Genomic DNA, 20,349 nt, shown 5'->3' on the forward strand with positions numbered 1-20,349 from the left:
GCCGCCCTTCTCCGTACCGTGGGTAACTCCGGGGTGCTCACCGGTCCCCACCTGCGGCATGTTGCGTGCGTGTGAACGGAGTTGAAGTGCCCTTCGGTAACTCCAGTGGGTGTTTGACCCCTTCTGCGGTCCTTTGCAATTACGCAAGGTTGTTGTCTATCTCACACCGCCCGGCTGGCCTTGAATTGACCCCGTCAATCCGACAGGGTTTCGAGCCAGCCCGGTGGAGATCTTCCTGTTCGGCCGGGCTGTTGCGCAACGCTTTCCCCCCACACCCCGAACGAGGAGAACCCTCGCAATGGCCCACGCTCACAAGCGTTCCAGCAAGAAGCGGCTCGTCACCGGCATAGCCGCCGTGGTCGCCGCCACGGGTATCGCCACGGTCACCGCGGTCACGGCAGGCGCGTCGCCCGCCGAAGGCAAGGTCTACGGTGCCGAGGCCAAGGGCGCCGTGAACGGCAGCTACATCGTCATGCTGAAGAACTCGGTCCGCGGCGCCGCCGTACAGGCCGAGCAGAACAAGGACCTGGCCGGCAAGTACGGCGGCGAGGTCAAGCGGACCTACTCCGCCGCGCTCAACGGCTTCTCCGCCACCGGGCTCAGCGCCGAGGAGGCCCGCCGCCTGGCCGCCGACCCGGCCGTCGACAAGGTCGTGCAGAACAAGAAGTTCCACATCGACGCCACCCAGGACAACCCGCCCTCGTGGGGCCTGGACCGCATCGACCAGGCCGACACCCAGGGCGACAAGAAGTACGCCTACCCCGACAGCGCGGGCGAGGGCGTCACCGCCTACGTCATCGACACCGGTGTCCGCACCACGCACCAGGACTTCGAGGGCCGCGCGTCCTCCGGCTTCGACGCGGTCGACGGCGACAACGACGCCACCGACGGCAACGGCCACGGCACCCACGTCGCGGGCACCATCGCCGGCAAGGCGCACGGCGTCGCCAAGAAGGCCAAGATCGTGGCCGTCCGCGTGCTGGACGACCAGGGTTCGGGCTCCACCGAGCAGGTCGTCGCCGGCATCGACTGGGTCACCAAGAACCACAAGGGCCCGTCGGTGGCGAACATGTCGCTCGGCGGCGGCGCCGACGAGGCGCTGGACGCGGCGGTCCAGAAGGCGGTCGCCTCCGGCGTCACCTTCGCCGTGGCGGCGGGCAACGAGTCCACCGACGCGGGCCAGGGCTCCCCGGCGCGGGTGAAGGAGGCCATCACGGTCGCCTCCAGCACCAACACCGACGAGCAGTCCGACTTCTCCAACTTCGGCAGCGCCGTGGACCTCTACGCGCCCGGCTCCGACATCACCTCGGCCTGGAACGACAGCGACCAGGGCACCAAGACCATCTCCGGTACGTCCATGGCCACCCCGCACGTCGCGGGCGCCGCCGCGGTCTACCTGAGCGCCCACCAGGACGCCAAGCCGGACGCGGTCGCCAAGGCGCTGACCGACGGCGCCACGCCCGACAAGATCAAGAACCCGAGCGAGGGCACGCCCAACAAGCTGCTGAAGGTCGGCGAGAAGTAACCTCCCCGTCCGTTCGGCCCCGACCGCCGGCCGTCGCGCCCGCCCCCACGGGGCGCGACGGCCGGCGTCGTGCGTGTCCGCGCCCGGCTCAGCCGCAGTACCGGCGCGCCGTCGACTCCCGCTGCGGTGCCTCCAGCAGGCGCAGCCGGCTCTCGACCTCGCGCGGCAGCGGGCGCCGTTCGCGCACCACCCACGGCAGCCCGCCGGCGGCCTCCGCGAACGCCCGTACGGACACCAAGTCGCGGGGCACCGTCGAGGCGAGCGTGCCGGTCCGGCGCACGGCGGCGGCCAGCGGCCTGCGCAGCCAGGTGAACCACAGGGTGTTGCGGATGCCCTGGCGCCGGCGCAGCGTCGCGTCCCGGTGCGGGGACGCCCGGTGGTGGACGGTGAGCCGGTCGGCGTACGCCAGCCACCAGCCCCCGGCCGCCAGGTCGGCGGCGAGCAGTTCCTCCTCGCCGCCCAGGACCAGCCGGGGCGAGAAGCCGCCCGCCGCCCGGAAGGCGTCGGCGCGCAGCACGGTGGCGGCCGCCAGGAAGGACCCCAGCGCGGGCCCCGGCAGCCAGGAGGGCGCGGGGATGGGGGAGTGCCGCAGTTCCTGGACGATCGGGTCCTCGGCCGGTTCGCCGCAAGCGGCGCCCGCTCCGGGGGCGTCCGGGTGCGGGTGGACCATGATGCGCGCCGTCACCGCGCCGAGCCGGGCGTGCGTGTCCAGCAGGTCGGCGGCCCCTGACAGGGCACCGGGCTCCCACCAGGAGTCGTCGTCGCAGAACGCCAGGTACGGCGTCGTCGCCACCCGCGCGGCCAGATTGCGGCCCACCGCGCCGAGGTTGTGCGCCAGCGGGATGAGCCGCGGCGCGAGGGGGTGGCGGCGGACGGCGGACGCGCTGCCGTCGCGGGAGCCGTTGTCCACCACGATGACGGGCGGTTTCTCGGGCAGTTCGGCGAGCCGGTCCAGGGTGTGCAGCAGGTCGTCGCTGCGGTTGTGGGTGATGACGATGACGGTGGTGCGCGAATCGGTCACGGGAGGCTTCCTCGGGTCGGTGGGTACGGTCGGCGCCGGCCCCCGGTCACGTCGCCGACTCCAGCTGCCGTACGCGGCGTTCCACCCGTTCGGGCAGCGGGCGGCGGCGGGCGAGCGCGGCCGGCAGCCGGCGTACCGCCTCGGCCAGCGCCAGCCGGGCTTCCCGGTCCGTACGGCTGTCGGCGGCCAGCCGCGCGGTGTGCGCGAGCGCGTGCCGCAGCGGCCGCCGCAGCCACGCGGTGAGCAGGACGTTGCGCCGTACGCGCGCCGCACGGCCCGGCCGCGGCGCGCCGCCCTCGCCGTCGGGCTGGTGCCGGGCGACGAGCGCGGGACAGTAGGCAACACCCCAGCCCCCGGCCTCCAGGTCCATGGCCAGCAGCGTTTCCTCGGCCCCGAAGTGCAGGACGGGGTGGTAGCCGCCGACCTCCAGGAAGGCGTCGCGGCGGGCCACGGCGGCGCAGCCCAGGAAGCCGAGCACCGAGGGACCCGGCAGGTCGGGGTCGCGGCCCAGCGGGGAGGCGGCCAGCACGTCGTTGAGCGGGTCGGGTTCGGCGGCCGGTCCGACCAGGGTCGCGGCGGCGGCCAGCCCCAGCCGCGGGTGCGCCGCGAACAGGCCGGCGGCCCGCGTCAGGGCGCCGGGCTCCCACCAGGAGTCGTCGTCGCTGAACGCGACGAGCGGCGTGCGGAGGGCGGCGGCGCCGTAGGTACGGCCCACCGCGCCGAGGTTGTGGCCGGGGGTGAGCACCCGCACCGAGGGATAGTGTGCGCGCACGGCGTCCGCGGTGCCGTCCGTCGAGCCGTTGTCGACGACCACGACGGGCGGTTCCTCGGCGAGCCGGGTCACCCGGCCCAGGGTCCCCAGCAGCCGTTCGCGCCGGTTGCGGGTGATCATGACGATGCCCACGCGCGGGAGTTCCGGGGCCCGGCCGGCGTCCGCCGCGGCACCGGTCGCCGGCGCGGGCGCGGTGGCCGTACCGGGCGGCCCGCCCGCCCACGCCGTCACGGGCGCGGCTCCGCCCGTGACGCGGCGGCGCGGGCCGCCCGCCGGGCCAGCGCGGTCGTCGACCGACCGTCGAGGTACGGCAGGACGACCGCCTGGCCGCCCCACTCCAGCAGGGTGGCGGCCTCCGGCAGCGCGTCCACCGAGTAGTCGCCGCCCTTGACCCACACGTCGGGGCGCAGTCTGCGCAGCAGTTCGACGGGAGAGTCCTCGTCGAACACCGCGACGGCGTCCACGCTGCCCAGGCCGGCCAGTACGCGGGTGCGGTCCGCCGCCCGGGTCAGCGGGCGCCCTGGGCCCTTGAGGCGGGTGACGGAAGCGTCGGAGTTGACGCAGACGATGAGGCAGTCGCCGATCCGCCGGGCGCTCTCCAGCAGGCCGACGTGACCGGCGTGCAGCAGGTCGAAGCAGCCGCCGGTGGCGACCACCGTGCCGCCCCCGGCCCGCACGGAACGGGCCAGCGCGAACGGGTCGGCGGGCCGTTCCGTCGCCGGTTCGCCGGCGGGCGCCGCGGTGCGCCACAGGGCGTGGTTGCCCGCGCCGCCGGCCGCGACGAAGGCGGCCGCCTCCGCGACGGCCCGCTGCACGGCTTCCTCGGGCAGCCCGCCGTCGGCCAGCGCCGCCGCCGCCGTGGCGGCGAAGCAGTCACCCGCACCACAGGGGTCGCCTTCCGCCCGGTACGGCGCCGGCACCAGCATCGGCGAGTCACTGCCCGCCCTGGCCAGCAGCGCGCCGCGCGCGCCGAGCGTCACCGCGACGGCCGCGGCCCGCCATTCCGCGGCCAGTTGGGCGCCCCGCACGGCACAGGCGTGCAACGACCGGTCCTCGCCCGCGGCCAGGGCGCGGGCTTCGGCGGCGTTGGGGGTGACCAGCCGCGCGCCCGGCACGGGGGCGTCGCCCTTCGGATGCGGGTCCCACAGCAGCGGGACGCGGCGCGCCACGCCGGCGAGCAGGCCGCGGACCGCCGTGGCGGTGCCGCGCCCGTAATCGGCGACGAGTACGGCGCGGGCCCCGGCGAGCGCCTCACGTACCGCGGGCCCGGGTTCGCCAGGCCGGCCGCCGCCGCGGTCGATCCGTACCAGCGGCCGGCCGGACGCCATCACCCGTGTCTTCTCCGGAAGCCGGCCGTCCAGCGGGATTTCCACGAGCCGCACCATGCCGCGCAGCGCGCGCCGTACCGCCTCGCTCGCCGGGTCCCGGCCGAGCGCGGTCACCAGGACGACTTCACGCCCGTACCGTGCGGCCAGCGCGGCGGCCAGCCCGGCGCCGCCCGGCCGGCTGCGGTCGTCGGCCACGTCCACGACCGGGGCGGGCGCGTCCGGGGCCAGCCGCGAGGCCGCGCCGTCGATGTCGCGGTCCAGCAGGACGTCGCCCACGACCACGAGGGGCTGACGGGTGCTCATACGGGCCTCCCGACGGGTCTGGCGACGGCGGCCGGCGCGGCGGGTGCCGGGGAGCCGACCGCGTCGAAGTGCTCGCACAGGATGTGCACGGCGATCAGGTGCGCCTCCTGGACCGTCGCGTTGCTGGGGGACTCCACGCAGACCGCCTCCTCGGCGGCGGCTGCCAGCGGATTGGGCCGGGGGCCGGTCAGGGCCCACACGCGGAGCCCGGCGGCCCGCGCGGTCTCGGCGGCGGCCAGCAGGTTGCCGCTGCGGCCCGAGGTGGACATCAGCAGCAGTACGTCGCCGGGGCGGCCGTGGGCGGCGACCTGCCGGGCGTAGATCTGCTCGAAGCCGTAGTCGTTGCCGATGGCGGTCACGCTGGAGGTCTCGGCGTGCAGCGAGATGGCGGAGTAGGCGGGACGGTCGTGCTGGTAGCGGCCGACCAGTTCGGCCGTCAGATGCTGGGCCTGCGCGGCGCTGCCGCCGTTGCCCGCGGCGAGCAGCCGGCCGCCGACGGGCAGCACGGCGCCGAGGTGGGCGCCCCACCCGGCTATCCGGCGCAGGTGGTGGCGGCGCAGGTGGTCGACCGCGTCCTGGAGCGACTGGCAGTGGCGGTGTGCGGCGTCAAGGGGATGAGTCATGGGCGTCGGCTCCCGGGGCGTTGGCGGCGCCGGGGCCCGCACCTCCTTCGGACGTCTGCGGCGGGGTCAGGGCTCAAGACGGCAGGGGACCGGCGCGGTGCGGTCCGGGGTTCACGCCACCTCCGTGACGGCGGGCCGGGGGTTCAGGACGCCCCGGTAGACGGCTTCGGTGCCGGCCGCGACCTGGTCCCAGCCGTAGCGGGCCAGCACGCGCCGGCGTCCGGCGGCACCGCAGGCGGCCCGCCGCTCGTGGTCCAGGAGCAGTTCGCCGACGGCGTGGGCGAGCGCGGCCGGGTCGCGGGGCGGCACCAGCCGCCCGCAGTCCGGTTCGGCCACGGTGTCCAGCTGTCCGCCGACGGCGGTGGCCACCACCGGCGTACCGCAGGCCATGGCCTCCAGCGGCACGATGCCGAACGGCTCGTAGTCCGCCGGGCACAGCACCACGTCGGCGGCGCGCAGCAGCGCCGGCACGTCCTCGCAGGGCACGCCGCCGGTGAAGGTCACCCGGTCCGCCACCCCGGCGCTCCGGGCCACCTCGCGCAGCCGCCGCACCTCGGGGTCTCGGTCGAGTTCGCCGGCGGGCGGCCCGCCCGCGATGACGAGCCGGGCCTCGGGCAGCCGGGCCAGCGCGGCGACGGAGACCTCCGCGCCCTTGCGGGGCACGAGCCGGCCGAGCTGGAGGAGCAGCGGGCGGTGCGCGCCGTGGTCGGCGGCGGGCCCTTCGGGCGTGAAGCGGTCGGTGTCGACGCCGCACGGCACCACGCTGACCTTGCTGTCGCCGATGCCCATCCGGGTCAGTTCGGCGACCTCGTCCCGGCAGGTGGCGACCACCCGGTCGCAGCCCTCGCCCACCTCGATCTCGCTGCCGACGCGGGAGCGCGGACTGGTGTCGGCGTCCCCTTGGTGGCGCCGCTTGACGGTGCCCAGCGCGTGGTACGTGTGGGCCAGCGGCAGCCCCAGCTCGCGGCAGGCCCGGAGCGAGGCGAGGCCGGACATCCAGAAGTGGGAGTGGACCAGGTCCGGGGCCCGTACCCGCCACTGCGCGGCGAGGCAGCCGCCGAAGGCCGGCATGTACGGCAGCAGGGCGTCCTTGGGCACGTGCCGCGGCGGTCCGGCGGGGACGTGCCGGACCAGCACCCCGGGCCGCAGCACGACCTCCTCCGGCAGGTCGGCGGAGTCCCGCCGGGTGTACACGGTCACCCGGTGCCCCCGGTCGGCCAGCGCACCGGCCAGCCGCGCGACATGGACGTTCTGGCCGCCGGCGTCGACGCCGCCGAGGACCGCCAGCGGACTGGCGTGTTCGGACACGAGCGCGATGGACAGGCGCGGGATGTAGCCGGGAAGGGTCATGCTTGCACCTCCGTTATCAGGCGTTCCCAGTCGTGCAGGAAGCGCTTGAGCCCGTAGCGCTCCAGGGCCGCCTGGCGGGCCCGCGCGCCGTCCTCAGCCGCCGCGTCGGGGTCTTCCAGGTACGTCCGGGCTGCTCGGGCCAGGATCTCGGGCCGGTTGGACAGCGTGCCGGCGCCGGGCGGCACCGCTTCGGCGGCCTCGGTGGTGGCCAGGGCCACCACCGGCATGCCGAGGTGCATCGCCTCCAGGAGCGACAGGCCGAGCGAGGTCCAGCGCACCGGGTGCAGGTAGACCCGGCGCCGCGCCATCGCCCCGTGCAGTTCGCCCTGGGGGAGGTCGGCCGTGCGGCAGCGGTCGGCGGGCAGGCCCAGGTGTTCGGCGAGCCCGTCGGTGCGCATGCCGAAGACGTCCAGCGGTGCCGCTTCGGACAGCGCGGGCAGCAGGTCGGTGCCGACCGTACGGCCGCGGCGGATCGGTTCGTTGACGACGACGGCGGCGCGCGCGAGCCGGCCGGTGTACTGGTGGCCGGGGTCGACGATGCCGTGTTCGATCACTTCCGTACGGGTGCCGCCGTTGTCCCAGAACAGCCGGTTGAAGTGGGTGACGTGCACCAGGACCAGGTCGTCGCGGTCGGCGTACGGGTGCCGGGTGTGCGGCACGTCGCCGTCCGGCGCGTTGTGCTCCAGGTAGACGGCGGGCACGTCCCGGCCGGGGCGGCGCCCGCCCAGCCAGCGTTCCGCGAGTTCGAGCTCGTGCGGCCGTTGCAGCAGGACGAGATCGACCTCGGCGTCGCGCAGCTGTTCCGGGGTCTTCTCCACGACCGATTCGGGCCAGGGGAAGGTCCGCGCCCGGCCCAGACCGTCGGGGCCGCGGTCGGGGGTGACCGGCACCAGGTAGGTGTGCGGCCCCTGGACGAACGCGGTCGCCCACGATCCGTGGACGTGCCAGAGCAGGATGTTCATACGGTCGCACCTCGTTCGGTGTCGTCGGGAGCCGCCACGGAACGGTCCGTGCGGCCGGGCGCGGGCGGCACCGCGGCCGGACCCGGGCCGGTCAGCCGCGTCACGGCCGCGAGGACCGCGGTGTCGGCGACCGCGTCGAGACAGGGGTGTCCCGGCACCGGGCACCGCCGGGCGCGGCTGCCCGCGCACGGCGCCTCCTGGTCGCCGAGCAGCACGTGCGGCACGCCGTACGGCGCCCACAGCCGCGCGGGCACCACCGGCGCGAACAGGCAGACCACCGGCGTTCCCACGGCGGCGGCCAGATGCGCGGGGCCGGTGTTGCCGACGACCACCGCCCGCGCGCCGGCCAGCACCCCGGCGAGCTGGTGCGCGTCGGTGCGCCCGCCGAGGTCGAGGGCGTGGCCGCCCGCGACGGCGGCGGTCAGCTCGCGTTCGCCGGGCCCGCCGGTGACGACGACGCGGTAGCCCGACGCGCTCAGCGCCGCCGCCGCCCGCGCCGCCCGCGCCGCGCTCCAGGCGCGGGCGGGCACCGCGGCGCCCGGATGCAGCACCACGTACGGGTCGCCGCCGGTCAGCGGCCAGGTGTCGGGCGGCGGGAGGACGCCCAGCGCGCCGTCGTCGCCCGGCGGCAGGGCGAACCCCGCGTCCCGCGCGAGGTCGAGCGCCGCCTCCGCCTCGTGCCGCTCCGGCTTGCGGTGGTGCCGCAGGTCCAGCAGGGCGCCGGGGTAGTCCACGCAGTCCGCCGCGACCCAGCCGACCCCGGCCAGCTTGAGCAGCAGCGCCGCCGGCAGCGGGCTCTGGTGGTACGACACGAGCACCAGCGCCCGGTCGAACCGGCCGGCGGCCAGGGTGTCCACCAGTTCCCCGGTGACCCGCCGGTCCACCGGAGCGGGCCGCAGGCCCACCCACGGCGCGTCGTGCACGATCACCTCGTCCACGCCGGGCAGCAGCCGGGCGGCCCGCTCGCCCGACGGCCCGCACAGCAGCGCCGTGTACGACGAGCCCGCCGCCACGGCGCGTACCGCGGGGCCGGCCAGCAGCACGTCGCCCGCGCTGTCCAGCCGGACGACGAGCGTCCGGGGTGCCCTGGTCATCCGGCGTCCTCCCCGGTGCCCCGGCCCGCCAGCAACAGGCGTACTGCGCCCGGCAGATCGCGGGCGTACTCCGGTGCCGCCGCGACCTCCTCCGCGCGCGTCACCGGGGTCGGCACGAGCACGCCGCGCGCACCGGCGGCTTCGGCCGCCGCCACGTCCGCGCCGATGTCGCCGACGACGGCGGTACGCGCGGGGGAGACGCCGAGGTGGGCGCAGGCGGCGAGGACCAGCCCCGGGGCGGGCTTGCGGCAGGCGCAGCCGTCGCCGGGCCCGTGCGGGCACACCGCCCAGACGCCGAACGGCCCGAGGCGCGCCTCGATCTCCCGCTGTACGGCCGCGACCTGCGCGCCGTCCAGCAGGCCGCGGGCGACGCCGGACTGGTTGCTCACCACGCCCACCGCGAGGCCGCGGGCCCGTAGCGCGGACAGGGCCGCGCGCGCTCCCCGCATCGGCTCGACCAGCGACGGGTCGCCGTTGTAGGGCACGTCGGCCACCAGCGTCCCGTCCCGGTCGAAGAGCACCGCCTCCAGCGGGCCAGCGGCGCCGGACAGCCGTCCGACGGGCACCGGCATCCGCACCGGGGCCTGCCACCCCGGCACGTACAGCCACAGGTTCCCGGTCTCCTCGCGGTCCGCTGCCGGGTCCGCGACCGCCGTGGCCCCCCGTACGGCGGCTTCCCGACGCCTGTCCACGGCTACACCCGCTCCGGGACCGGCTGCGGCAGTGCCTCGGGCACCGCGGGCGCCGGCCGGACGCTCAGCGGCGCCACCCGGCGGTGCCGCACCAGGCCGCGCAGCCAGTGCCCGGCGGCGGCCGGCGGAATGGCCGCGCTGGTCAACGCCATCGTGACCACCTCGTCGCGGGTACGGGGGCCCGGCGCGATCCGCGCCCACGCGAACTCCGCCGTGCCGCCCAGCCACAGCCCGGCCAGCACCAGCGCCGCCCGCCGCCGCCCGGCCGCGGCACAGGCCAGCGAGGCCCCAGCGGCCGCCGACACCGCCAGGTGCCGCGGCAGCCGGCCGCGCGGCGCATCCGCGCGATGCCACCAGTCCCGGCCGTGCCGGCGGGTCATCAGCACGTCGTCGGCGTTGCCCGCCTGGAGCCGTACGGACACCCAGCGGTCCGCCGGGCGCACCGGGTGCGTGGTGCGGCGGAGGCCGGCGGCCAGCGTCCAGCCCGCCGCCAGGGTCCGCAGCGCGAGGTCCGCGTCCTCCCGGAAGGCGCGGGTGAAGCGTTCGTCGAAGCCGTCCACGGACTCCAGCGCGTCCCGCCGGTACGCCATGTCCGCGGTGATCCACTTCGCGGTGGCCAGCCCGGCGGTGTTGCGCTCCCAGTCCGTCGACCGGCGCTCCGCCGGCACCGGGACGGCGATGTCCGCGGTGATGCCGGCCGTGCGCGGCGAGGCGGCGGCGAGATCGGCGGCCAGGTCCGAGGCCCAGGCGGGCCCCGGCACCACGTCGTCGTCGAGGAAGACGACCCACGGCGTGGCGTCGGCGGCGCGCCAGCCCGTGTTGCGGGCCGCCGCCGGGCCCCGGGCGCAGCCGGGCACCACCTTCGTCCGGTCGCGCAGCTCCGCGGGGATCTCGGCGGGCAGCGGCGTGCAGTCGTCCAGCCGCCGGTCGTCCACCAGCACGACCTGGAGCGGCTGCGGATCCCCTGCCGCGGCCAGCGCCCGCAGGCACGCCGTCAGGCTCGGGCGCCCGAGGGTCGGGATCACCACCGTGTAGTCGGCGGCGGTCGGCGAGGTCATCGGACCGCCTCCTCGCCGCTGCCCGCCACCGGCGCCCCGGCGCGTTCCGCCAGCCGGCCGTAGGCGGCCGGCGCCACGGACTCCTCCTCGGCACCGGTGGGGAAGGACAGCACCTCGGCGGGGCGCCGCTCCGACCGGGACCCGGCGGCGAAGAACGCGTCCCTGCGCACCGCGAACGGGCCGATGGCCAGCAGGTCCACCGGCGTGGAACCGAAGCACTCCAGCGCGTCCCGCGGGTCGTCGACCATCGGCCGGCCCGCGGTGTTCAGGCTGGTGTTGACGACCACGGGCAGCCCGGTGCGCCGCTCGAACTCGGCCAGCATCCGCGCCACCAGCGGCTCGTCCGCCGGATCGACGGTCTGGATGCGGGCGGTGCCGTCCACGTGCACCACGGCCGGGATGCGGTCCCGCCACTCCTTGGCCACGTCGTGCACGAAGAGCATGTACGGGCTGGGCAGCTGCCCGTCGAAGATCCTGGCAGCCCGGTCGGCGAGCACCATCGGCGCCACCGGGCGGAACTGCTCGCGCCCCTTGACGTCGTTGAGCCGCTCCAGGTTCGCCGAGTGACCGGGGTGCGCCATCAGGGAACGGTGGCCGAGCGCCCGCGGCCCGTACTCCGAACGCCCCTGGAACCAGGCGACAATGGCGTTCTCCGCCAGCGCCTCCGCGACGGTCGCCGCGATGTCCGCCGGCCGCTCGAAGGGCACGGCGGCGGTGCGCAGCCACGCCTCCAGCTCCGCGTCGGACCAGCCGCGGCCGAGGTCGGCGCCGGGCATCGCGGCGGGCTCCTCGCCGCCGTCGGCGCTCAGCAGCAGCGCGCCGCCGAGCGCGGTGCCCGCGTCACCCGCGGCGGGCTGCACCCACACCCGGCCGAACGGCCCCTCGCGCGCGATCCGCGCGTTGGCCACACAGTTCAGTGCCACCCCGCCGGCCAGCGTCAGCACGCTGTCGTGCGTCCGGCCGTGCAGCCAGCGCGCCAGGTCCAGCAGCGTCTCCTCCAGCACCAGCTGGGCGCTGGCCGCGAGGTCCGCGTGCGCCTGGCTCCACGGCTCGTCCGGGTGGCGCGGTACGCACAGGTCGCTCCACGGCACGTGCGCGGCGTGGAAGCCGCCGTCGCCCGTCGGATACACGTAGCGGCGCAGCTCGGGCAGCATCCGCGGGGTGCCGTACGAGGCCAGCGCCATCACCTTGAACTCGTCGCTGGAGCGCAGGAATCCGAGGTGCGCGGTCAGCTCCTCGTAGACCAGGCCGAGCGAGTGCGGCAGCTCCTGCCCGTACAGCGGCTCCAGCTTGCCCTGTACGCGCTGCGCGGCCAGGTGCGAGGTGGCCTCGCCGCGGCCGTCGAGCACCAGGACCGAGGAGTTGTCGGCGTCCGGCGCGCCGAACGCGGCGGACGCCGCGTGCGCCATGTGGTGCGGTACGTGGCGCACCCGCTGCGGGTCGAGGCCCGGCAGCGCCGTCTTGAGGAAGCCGGGCGCCTCCCGCGCGTACGTCAGGCGCAGGTGGTCCCAGGGGTCGTCCAGGCCCAGCTGCTCGGCGGGCCGGGCGAGCCCGGGGTCGAAGGAGTACGCCACCGCGTCCAGGTCCTCGGGGCGCAGGCCGGCCGTGGCCAGGCACCAGGCGGCGGCCTGTTCGGGCATCTCCCAGGCCGCGAAGGGCACCGGGCGTTTGCCGTGCTTCCGTCGGGAGAAACGTTCCTCTTCGGCGGCGGCCACGGTCTGCCCGTCGACGACGAGGGCGGCGGCGGGGTCGTGGAAGAGCGCGTTGATGCCGAGAATGCGCATGGGGTTTCGCTGGCCTTTCGTCGGGAGGGGCGGCGCCCCCGGCCCGCCGCCCCGGAGGGCGCGCCGACCGGTCGCCGCAGGCCCCGGCGGCCGCCGGAACCGGATGCGGTGTCAGGCCGCTTGCCGCCTGCGGAACCAGTCGACGGTGCGCGCCAGGCCGTCCCGCGGCGCCACCTCGGGCTCCCACTGCAGCTTGCCGCGGGCCATCGTGATGTCGGGGCAGCGGACCGCGGGGTCGTCCGTGGGCCGCTCGATGTACCGGACCCCGGAGCGGGAACCGGTCAGTTCGATGATCAGGTGCGCCAGGCCGATCATGGTGATCTCGGCCGGGTTGCCTATGTTCACCGGGCCGCGCAGGTCGGAGGCGGCCGCGGCGAGGATGCCCCGGACGGTGTCGTCCACGTGGCACAGGGACCGGGTCTGCCGCCCGTCCCCGGTGACGGTGAGCGGCTCGCCGGCCAGCGCCTGCCGGATGAACGTCGGCACCGCGCGGCCGTCGTGGCCCCGCATCCGCGGCCCGTAGGTGTTGAACAGCCGCACGATGCCGGTGTCGGTGCCGTGGGTGCCCGCCTCGGCGGTCGTCATCGCCTCGCCGAAACGTTTCGCCTCGTCGTACACGCTCCGGGGACCGACCGGGTTGACGTTGCCCCAGTAGCCCTCGGACTGCGGATGCTCCAGCGGGTCGCCGTAGACCTCGGAGGTGGACGCCAGGACGAAGCGCGCCCCGGCCGCCCGCGCCGCCAGGAGCGCGTTGCGCGTCCCCAGGCTCCCGGTGTCCAGCGTGTGCAGGGGCAGCCGCAGGTAGTCGGCCGGGGAGGCGGGGGAGGCGAAGTGCAGCACGAGGTCCACGTCGCGCCCGGTCTCGAACGGCTCGGTCACATCGGCCTCGACGAACCGGAAACCCGGCATGCCCCGCAGGTGGGCGACGTTCTCGTGCGCTCCGGTGCTCAGGTCGTCGACGCAGGTGACGGCGGTGCCCTGGCCCAGCAGGGCGGTGCACAGGTGCGAACCGACGAAACCCGCGCCGCCGGTCACCACGGCGTGTTTCCAGTTCCGGGAAAGGGCGGCGTTCATTGCTCTCCCTCGCTTCGGGGATCTGCCGGAATTCGGGTGCCTCGCCAGGCTCGGGAAAAACGTCACTCTAGGTGGTGCTGCGTCCGCGAATGACATCGTTTAACCTGAAAAGTCACCCGGAGGCGCCCCCGCTCTCCGCGCAGCCCCCCGGCAGACAGCCAACTCCCCACACCTGCAAGGGCCTTGCAGTGCGGCACGCGCGGCCCGCCCGCCCCGCCAGAGTCACCCGTACGGCCGGTCCAGGCACCGCAGCAGCCCGTCGAGCAGCCCGCCGCCGGCCGGCCGCGCCGTGTGCCGCGCGGCCCGCTCCCGCCCCCGCGCCGACAGACACCAGGCGAACAGCCGGTCCAGCTCCGCCGCTTGCACCCGCTCGCAGCGCAGTACGGCCGGCCAGTCCAGCGCCGCCGCCTGGGCACTGACCTTCGCGCCGCCCTCGACCGGGTCCACGGCGAGCGCGGGGGTGCCCGCGCGCAGCGCCAGGACCATGCCGTGCAACCGGGTGGTCACCACCACGTCCAGCCGGGCCAGCACCGTGTGCAGTTCGCCGGGCGTCGCGGGCAGCCGCCAGTCGCGGCTGTCCAGCCGGGTGTCCAACGGCAGGCGGGCCGCGCGCACGGTGCCGAGCCAGCCCGTCAGGCGGTCGCCGACCTCGGTGTGCCGGCGGCGGGCGCCGTACTCGTGCTGCCCGCCGGTCAGCACGACACCGACGAGCGGCACGCCGCGCGGCGCCGGGGCCCGCAGGCTCAGATCGGGGGCCCCGGTCCGCCGCCCGGCCAGGTCACGGGCCAGCACCTCGTCGAACCGGGTCACGGCCGGATCGTCCGGATCGGGTACGGACACGCCCACGGCGACCCGGCGGCAGCCGGCGAACCGGTCGTGCAGCGCGAGCAGCGGGCTCGGCCCGCCGCCCGCCGGAGGGCGGGAGTGCACCGGGCCGCAGGCAAAGACGAGGTCGGTGTAGCGGACCGGGTCGGCGTCGTCCAGGTGCAGCGCCTCCGGCCGGAACACCGGTGACCAGGCGGTGTCGTACGCGATCCCGGCGCCCCGCAGCGCGTCCTGCACGGCCTCGGCCGCGAGCATGTCGCCGGCCGTCACCTCGCCGTGCAGGAAGCTGAACCACCCCGTGAGCAGGACCCGCGGCGGGCCACCGGTCACGGCTCCTTCCTCCCGCCGGGCCCGGGACCACGGCCCCCGGGCCCGCTCACGACACCGGTGCCACGGCCGGTGCCACGTCCGGTGCCACGTCCCGTGCCACCGTCTGCGCGGCGGCCGGCGTCCGTACGGGCTCGGGCAGCCGCGCGACGGCGGTGAGCACCTCCGCCGCCGTGATCCGCAGCAGCCGGCTGTCCGGCTGCTCGCCGTGCGCGTCCCCCGGCCGGGCACGGTCGGGGTGGCCGGGGTGCCACAGCACCTGGTGCCGCGGCAGCCGGGGCGGGCCCCACAGCCGGGGGGCGACGGGCCCGAAGAGCACCACGGACGGCGTACCGAGGGCGCTGGCGAGGTGCGCGAGGCCGGTGTCGCCCACGATCACCGCGCGGGCGTGCGCGACCAGCGCCGCCAGCTGCCGGAACGGCACGTCCGCCGCACCACCGAGCACCGCCGACCCGGGCAGCCCGGCCTGCCCGGCCACCTGCCGGGCGAGCGGCCCCTCCCCGGCCCCCGCGGTGACGACGACCCGGTGACCCGCCCGGTGCAGGGCGTGGGCCACGGCGGCGAACCGTTCCGGCGGCCAGCGGCGGGCCCCGGCGTCCGCACCCGGGTGCACCACGACGGCACCGGGCGCCGGCGAGGGCCCGGCGGGCGCGTCGATGCGCAGGTCCGCCGGGTCCGCCGGAATCCCGTACCAGGTCAGCAGGCGGCACCAGCGGTCCCGCTCGTGCTCGTCCGCCCGCCAGACAGGGCCCTGGACGCCGGGCGTGGCGGGATGCGCGTACGCGAACAGCCGCGACGGGCGCAGCGCCTGCAACGGCAGGTGGCTGGCGGGCCCGTTGCCGTGCAGGTCCACCGCGACGGCCGGCGGCGGGCCGCCCCAGCCGATCGCCCGCGGCACCTCGCGGGCCGGTGCCGAGGCCGGCAGCAGCCGGTCGACGACGCCCGTCGCCGCGGCGGCCGCCGCGAGGCGGCGGGGCGCCGCCAGCACCAGTTCGTGGTGCGGATGGGCGGTGCGCAGCGCCCGCAGGGCGGGCACCGCCGTCAGCAGATCGCCGAGGCCGAGCGCCCTGAGCACCAGGATGCGCGGCCGGTCGGCGGGAAACAGCAGGTCACGCGGGCTCGGGCGGGCCGAGGTCATACGGGTGCCTCCTCCTTGGCGTTCCTGCGCGCCCCAGGTACGCCGGACCGCTTCCGGGGGCGGGTACGGGTCTGCGCGGGCCGGCCTGCTCGCACGGCACGGACCGCTGTCACCAATGTGCGGTCACCTCCCGCGGCCCGCGACCGCTGACCGCCACCGGGGGCCGTCACGGGGGGCCGCCGCGGGGCGCCAGCAGGGGGCGCCCGGCGGCGCTCACCGGCGTACGGCCGCCGCGGGAGCCCGGAAGGAAATCAGACGCACCGGGATTTCTGCGGAATCCTTTTCACCGCATCCCCGAGATCGACCAGGCTGTCTCCGGCGGAGGGCGACGCGTCCGCCACCGTCACTTCCACGGCCGGGTTTCTTCCATAGGTGACGAGCACCTTTTTGCCGCTCTTCGATTTCCCTTGTTCCAGCACCCAGTCCACGCCGTTCACGACGAAGCACGGGTCGGTGGTCGGCCTGGGCGGCGTCAGCCCGCACCGCAGCACGACGGCCGAATCCCCCCAGACGGCCACGCCCGGCGCTCCGGCCTCGGACCGGTCCGCACCGAGCAGCTTGGACGGATATCGCTTCGCGAGGTCGCCGCAGGCGGGGTGGTGCGCGTTCGGGGCGCTTTCCACGCCCGGCGAAGAGGAGACGACCGCCAGGGCGGTTACTCCGCCCGCAGCGAGAAGGGCACCGACCGCCACCCCGGAAAACAGCCGCGCTTTTCGTGACGAGGGAAACATGCCGGTCCGTGCCTTCTCGGGTCAATCAATGCCTGCTGCCGTTTCGGGCGACATTACCGCTCGGGGCGGGGCGCACCGGCGGCGGCCGTCAGCGGCGCAGGAACCGGACGGCGCTCGCATGCCCCGACCCGCTCCGGCGCCCCTTGGACCGGCCTCTGGGGGCTCCTTGACCCGGCCTCTCGGCGCTCCTTGGACCGGCCTCTCGGGGCTCCTGTGAGCAACCCCACCCACCCCCTGGAGCCCTTGCGGCACAAGGGGTCCAGGGGGTTCGCGCGGGGTTGTGGCGGGGTCGGCCCGTGGAGGGGTGTTCCCCCGTCCGGGAGCCGTCTGTGAAGATGTGGGGACTGCTGGGCCTGGAAGGTTCCGTCGCCACGGAACGGGTGAGGCCGGCAATCCGACCGAATCGGCGCCGACGCCGCGCACGCAGTCGTGCCCCTCGCGCCGCCGAGCCGCTCCCCGAGCCTGCTGGGCTCTTCACGAAGTCTTACTGCCGCTGTGTCTTCTGCTGCCCGTTCCGCCGCCCGTGTCCCGGCGCAGGCGGACTCTCCCGAAACGGTGCCCGCACCGGAAACCCCCGAAACAATCGAAACCACACAAAATCTCCGCCGTCGCATCGGCGGCTTCCGGTACCTGCTGGGCCGCAAGGCGGCCGGCAAGGGTGCCGACCACGCTCCGTGGCGCTCGCTGCGCTACCGCAGCATGCGCTGGTGGTCGGTGGCCAACCTGGTCTCCAACGCCGGCACCTGGATGCAGCTCACCGTGCAGAACCTGCTGGTGCTACAGCTCACCGGGTCCGCCGCGGCCACCGGTCTGTCGCTGTCCGTCCAGGCGGGGCCCGGTCTGATCATGGGCCTGTTCGGCGGTGCCGCCGTGGACCGCTGGCCGCGCAAGCTGACCGCCGGGCTGAGCCAGGCCGTGCTGGGCCTGGTCGCCTTCACGACCGCGGCCCTGGTCGCGACCGGCCACCTCAACTACGGGCTGCTGATGGCGCTGGCCGCCGTCACCGGCCTGATCGCCACGATCGACGGGCCCGCCACCGCCCTGCTCGGCAACGACCTCGTGCGCCGGGAGGACGTACCCTCCGCCATCGCGGTCGGCTCGCTGGTGCACAGCGTCGGGCGCCTCGGCGGTACGGGGCTGGCCGGTGTCGCCGTCGGGTTCCTGGGCACCGGTGCCGCCTACGCGGCCAACGGCGTGTCCTTCCTGTTCGTCGCGGCCGTCATTCCCTTCCTGCGGCCGGTCGGTGAGGCGTTGCGGGCCCCGGAGAAGTCCTCGCAGGCCACCGAGAAGGCGGTGGAGAGCGTGGGCGCCCCCGAGGAGGAGATCGGCGACCGGGCCCGCGACGGGCTGGCGTTCTTCATGCGCCGGCCGCGCCTGGTGGCGCTGGCCGCCATCACCGGGCTCAGCGCGATCTTCGGCCGGAACTACCAGCTGACCCTGGCGGTCCTGGTCACCGGGCCGCTGGCGGCGGGCGCCGGCGCGTTCGGCACCGTCTCCTCCGTGCTGGCCGCGGGCGGCATCGTCGGCGCGATCCTCGCCGCGCGGCTGCGCAACCCCTCGGTCAAGCTGGTCGGCGCGCTGGCCGCCGCCGGTGCGCTGCTCCAGGTCTTCGCCGGGCTCTCCCCTTCGCTGATCGTCCTGCTCGTGCTGGTGCTGCCGATGTCGGTGGTCGAGTCGGTCTCCGACACGGCCGGTACGACGGTGCTCCAGACGGACCCGCCCGCGGACATGCGGGGCCGGGTGCTGGGTGTGTGGCGCAGCGCGAGCACGGCGTGGGGCCTGGTCGCCCCGCCGCTGCTGGGCCTTCTGATGGAGGCGGTCGGTGCCCGGGGTGCCCTGGTGGCCGGCGGTCTGATCGTCGCGGTCGCGATCGGCGCGGGCAGCCTGCTGCGCTCCCGCAAGCGGGTCGCCTGGCTCCGTCCGGCTCCCGTCCCCGCCGTGGCGGCGGACTACCGGTCCGTGGCCTGACGTGCTCCGGGGGCCGGCTGGACGCGCGTCCCGCCGGCCCCCGGAGGCGTTCACCGGTCTTCCGGTGTGCCGCTCACCGGTTCTTGAAGACGGCCTTCTCCACCTCGGCGGGGTTCTCGTAGCTCTTGCCCGGGATGTGGGAGATCTTGTCCATCATCCGGCGGTCCGCGTGGTTGTCCTGGGCGCAGGAGACCAGGTCGTCCTTGCTCGCCGGGTAGTGCGCGCCCTTGAGTGCCTTTTGCAGCTCGATCGGGTTGGTGTCGCTCATGGGTCCTCCGGTTTTACGGGGGTGGGGGGTGCCGTCCGGCGGACTGCCGGGCGGCCGCCCCTCCAGTACCCGGGCATAAACGGATTAATCGGACGTACGTTCCGTCGGTTCACGGGCGACCGGACGGGTACCCCCTTCCTCCAGGACGGCAAGACCAGGAGGACCGGTGAGCGACGAGAAAAACATCTTCGTGCTCGGCCTGAAAGAGGCCAACCTGCCCGCCTTGCACGACGTACCCGACGCGGAGCGCTACCGCTTCCATCCGCTGCTCACCCTCAAGGAACTCCAGTCCGGCGAGGTGTCCTTCCCCTGCGTCCTGGAGAAGGCCCAACACGTCCTGGACTCCTTCGACGGCACCATCGACGCGATCGTCGGCTACTACGACTTCCCTGTCAGCACCCTCGTACCGATCCTCAGCGAGCGCTACGGCACCCGCAGCACCAGTCTGGAGTCGGTCGTCAAGTGCGAGCACAAGTACTGGAGCCGCCTGGAGCAGGAGAAGGCCGTCGACGCCCACCCGCGCTTCGGCCGCGTCGACCTCCACGCGGACCCCCTGCGCCCGCCCGAGGGCGTCGGCTTCCCCATGTGGCTCAAGCCCGCCCTCGCGTACTCCTCCGAGCTGGCCTTCGGCGTCGAGGACGAGGACGAGTTCCGCGCTGCGGCCGCCAGGATCCGCAAGGGCATCGGCCGCGTCGGCGAGCCCTTCGAGTACATCCTCGACCGCCTCGACCTCCCCCCGGAGATGGCGGGCGTCGGCGGGCAGGTCTGCCTGGCGGAGGAGTCGCTGTCCGGCATCCAGGTCGCGGTCGAGGGCTACGTCCACGGCGGCGAGGCCACCGTCTACGGCGTACTGGACTCCATCGACTACCCGGACAGCTCGTCCTTCCTGCGCCACCAGTACCCCTCGACGCTCCCCGAGCCCGTGCTGCACCGGCTGCGCGACGCCTCCGCCCGCGTCATGCGGCAGATCGGGATGCAGGAGGCGACGTTCAGCATCGAGTACTTCTACGATCCGCACGCCGACGAGATCAACGTGCTGGAGGTCAACCCCCGGCACTCCCAGTCGCACGCCGAACTCTTCCAGTACGTCGACGGCGCCCCCAACCACCACGCCATGCTGCGCCTCGCCCTCGGCGAGGACCCCGCCATGCCGCACCGCGCGGGCCGCTACAGAACGGCCGCCAAGTGGTACTACCGGTGGTTCACCGACGGCGTCGCCCGCGCGGTGCCCTCCTTGGAGGACGTCGCGCGCATCGAGAAGGAGATCCCGGGCACGCGGATCCACGTGATACCCGAGCCGGGCCAGTACCTGTCGGACATGGACGAGCAGGACAGCTACAGCTTCGAACTGGCCCATGTCTTCACCGGGGGCGACAGTGAAGAGGAACTCCGCGAGAAGTACGACCACTGCGTGGCGGCCCTGAACCTGGCCTGCGACAAGGCCGGGCCCGCCGACGGGAACAGCTGAACCGGCGCGCCGGGCCCGCCCGGCCGCGCCGACCGCAC

18 protein-coding genes are annotated in these 20,349 nt (G+C 75.4%); 3 read left to right on the plus strand and 15 right to left on the minus strand.

The window, feature by feature from the left end; translation table 11 throughout:
- Positions 1–298: 298 nt before the first annotated feature.
- Positions 299–1,525, plus strand: coding sequence for a S8 family peptidase (locus ACH4OW_RS29805; RefSeq protein ID WP_398030852.1), 1,227 nt, complete (start codon positions 299–301; stop codon positions 1,523–1,525).
- 88 nt (positions 1,526–1,613) lie between these two features.
- Here the strand turns inward: ACH4OW_RS29805 and ACH4OW_RS29810 are convergent, their stop codons facing one another.
- From ACH4OW_RS29810 to ACH4OW_RS29875, 14 genes are all read right to left on the minus strand, one after another.
- Positions 1,614–2,546 (minus strand): glycosyltransferase family 2 protein, encoded by a 933-nt coding sequence (locus ACH4OW_RS29810; protein WP_398030854.1) that lies wholly within the window; start codon positions 2,544–2,546, stop codon positions 1,614–1,616.
- Positions 2,547–2,592: 46 nt separating this feature from the next.
- The gene (locus ACH4OW_RS29815; protein ID WP_398030856.1) at positions 2,593–3,549 is read right to left on the minus strand and encodes a glycosyltransferase family 2 protein; all 957 of its coding nucleotides are present in this window, start codon (positions 3,547–3,549) and stop codon (positions 2,593–2,595) included.
- Positions 3,546–4,949 carry a D-glycero-beta-D-manno-heptose 1-phosphate adenylyltransferase gene (rfaE2, locus tag ACH4OW_RS29820; protein WP_398030858.1) on the minus strand — a complete coding sequence of 468 codons (1,404 nt, stop codon included), beginning with the start codon at positions 4,947–4,949 and terminating at the stop codon, positions 3,546–3,548. The genes ACH4OW_RS29815 and rfaE2 overlap by 4 nt, the downstream gene beginning before the upstream one ends.
- Positions 4,946–5,572: an SIS domain-containing protein gene (locus tag ACH4OW_RS29825; protein ID WP_398030860.1), complete on the minus strand. Its 627-nt coding sequence runs from the start codon at positions 5,570–5,572 to the stop codon at positions 4,946–4,948. Before ACH4OW_RS29825 ends, rfaE2 begins: the two co-directional genes overlap by 4 nt.
- A gap of 111 nt (positions 5,573–5,683) precedes the next feature.
- A complete protein-coding gene (locus ACH4OW_RS29830) occupies positions 5,684–6,922 on the minus strand; it encodes a glycosyltransferase (protein ID WP_360131567.1) in 1,239 nt (412 codons plus the stop codon).
- The gene (locus tag ACH4OW_RS29835; RefSeq protein WP_398030862.1) at positions 6,919–7,884 is read right to left on the minus strand and encodes a glycosyltransferase; all 966 of its coding nucleotides are present in this window, start codon (positions 7,882–7,884) and stop codon (positions 6,919–6,921) included. The genes ACH4OW_RS29830 and ACH4OW_RS29835 overlap by 4 nt, the downstream gene beginning before the upstream one ends.
- Positions 7,881–8,978 carry a glycosyltransferase family 9 protein gene (locus ACH4OW_RS29840; protein WP_360131572.1) on the minus strand — a complete coding sequence of 366 codons (1,098 nt, stop codon included), beginning with the start codon at positions 8,976–8,978 and terminating at the stop codon, positions 7,881–7,883. The genes ACH4OW_RS29835 and ACH4OW_RS29840 overlap by 4 nt, the downstream gene beginning before the upstream one ends.
- Positions 8,975–9,550 carry an HAD-IIIA family hydrolase gene (locus ACH4OW_RS29845; RefSeq protein WP_398030965.1) on the minus strand — a complete coding sequence of 192 codons (576 nt, stop codon included), beginning with the start codon at positions 9,548–9,550 and terminating at the stop codon, positions 8,975–8,977. Before ACH4OW_RS29845 ends, ACH4OW_RS29840 begins: the two co-directional genes overlap by 4 nt.
- A gap of 122 nt (positions 9,551–9,672) precedes the next feature.
- Entirely contained in the window at positions 9,673–10,728 is a 1,056-nt protein-coding gene (locus ACH4OW_RS29850; protein ID WP_398030864.1) for a glycosyltransferase family 2 protein, read from the minus strand.
- Positions 10,725–12,512: a carbamoyltransferase gene (locus ACH4OW_RS29855; protein WP_398030866.1), complete on the minus strand. Its 1,788-nt coding sequence runs from the start codon at positions 12,510–12,512 to the stop codon at positions 10,725–10,727. The genes ACH4OW_RS29850 and ACH4OW_RS29855 overlap by 4 nt, the downstream gene beginning before the upstream one ends.
- A 111-nt stretch (positions 12,513–12,623) precedes the next feature.
- Positions 12,624–13,586, minus strand: a complete 963-nt coding sequence (locus tag ACH4OW_RS29860) for an NAD-dependent epimerase/dehydratase family protein (RefSeq protein ID WP_398030868.1) — start codon at positions 13,584–13,586, stop codon at positions 12,624–12,626.
- A 222-nt stretch (positions 13,587–13,808) separates the two neighbouring features.
- Entirely contained in the window at positions 13,809–14,666 is an 858-nt protein-coding gene (locus tag ACH4OW_RS29865) for a polysaccharide pyruvyl transferase family protein (RefSeq protein WP_398030966.1), read from the minus strand.
- 121 nt (positions 14,667–14,787) lie between these two features.
- Complete coding sequence (locus ACH4OW_RS29870; protein WP_398030870.1) at positions 14,788–15,876, minus strand: glycosyltransferase family 9 protein; 1,089 nt, start codon at positions 15,874–15,876, stop codon at positions 14,788–14,790.
- A gap of 251 nt (positions 15,877–16,127) precedes the next feature.
- Positions 16,128–16,607: a DUF3515 domain-containing protein gene (locus ACH4OW_RS29875; protein WP_398030872.1), complete on the minus strand. Its 480-nt coding sequence runs from the start codon at positions 16,605–16,607 to the stop codon at positions 16,128–16,130.
- A gap of 699 nt (positions 16,608–17,306) precedes the next feature.
- Between ACH4OW_RS29875 and ACH4OW_RS29880 the strand changes: the two genes are divergently transcribed.
- Positions 17,307–18,575: an MFS transporter gene (locus ACH4OW_RS29880; RefSeq protein WP_398030968.1), complete on the plus strand. Its 1,269-nt coding sequence runs from the start codon at positions 17,307–17,309 to the stop codon at positions 18,573–18,575.
- A 73-nt stretch (positions 18,576–18,648) separates the two neighbouring features.
- On the opposite strand, the gene ACH4OW_RS29885 is transcribed toward ACH4OW_RS29880, so the two are convergent.
- A complete protein-coding gene (locus tag ACH4OW_RS29885) occupies positions 18,649–18,843 on the minus strand; it encodes a DUF2795 domain-containing protein (protein ID WP_360131593.1) in 195 nt (64 codons plus the stop codon).
- Between the two features lie 166 nt (positions 18,844–19,009).
- On the opposite strand from ACH4OW_RS29885, the gene ACH4OW_RS29890 reads away from it, so the two are divergent.
- Positions 19,010–20,311 carry an acetyl-CoA carboxylase biotin carboxylase subunit family protein gene (locus ACH4OW_RS29890; protein ID WP_398030874.1) on the plus strand — a complete coding sequence of 434 codons (1,302 nt, stop codon included), beginning with the start codon at positions 19,010–19,012 and terminating at the stop codon, positions 20,309–20,311.
- Positions 20,312–20,349 lie beyond the last annotated feature (38 nt).

It is taken from the genome of Streptomyces sp. NPDC017056, assembly GCF_044332485.1.
Lineage (GTDB): Bacteria > Actinomycetota > Actinomycetes > Streptomycetales > Streptomycetaceae > Streptomyces.